The organism is Streptomyces bugieae, assembly GCF_036352915.1.
Taxonomy (GTDB): domain Bacteria; phylum Actinomycetota; class Actinomycetes; order Streptomycetales; family Streptomycetaceae; genus Streptomyces; species Streptomyces endophytica.
The window spans coordinates 1-255 of record NZ_JAZBJP010000260.1 but is presented as its reverse complement, the minus strand read 5'-3'; the positions used below and the strand labels follow the sequence as shown (position 1 = coordinate 255).

At 67.1% G+C, this 255-nt stretch carries 1 protein-coding gene; it reads right to left on the bottom strand.

Going from position 1 to position 255, the window contains the following annotated elements:
• On the bottom strand, window positions 1-255 hold a 255-nt coding region (locus tag V2J85_RS41140; protein ID WP_419836894.1), incomplete at both ends, for an ISAzo13-like element transposase-related protein.

The window sequence follows — 255 nt, the reverse complement described above, 5'->3', positions numbered from 1 at the left end:
AGTGGCAGACCGTGATCTCCAGTCCGCTTTCCAGGGCGCAGACGGCGAGGTGCTTCTTCCATGTCCAGCGGCGGGGGTCGTTGGAACCACCGCAGTCGGCGGTGATCAGCAGCCTGTCGGCATCCGGGTGGTCCTTCCGTCCGCGCTGCCGCCACCAGCGGCGGATGGATTCCACCGCGAACTCGCCCGTGTCGTGGTCGGTCCCGACGTTGACCCAGCCGGTGTTGCGAGCGATGTCGTAGATCCCGTACGGGA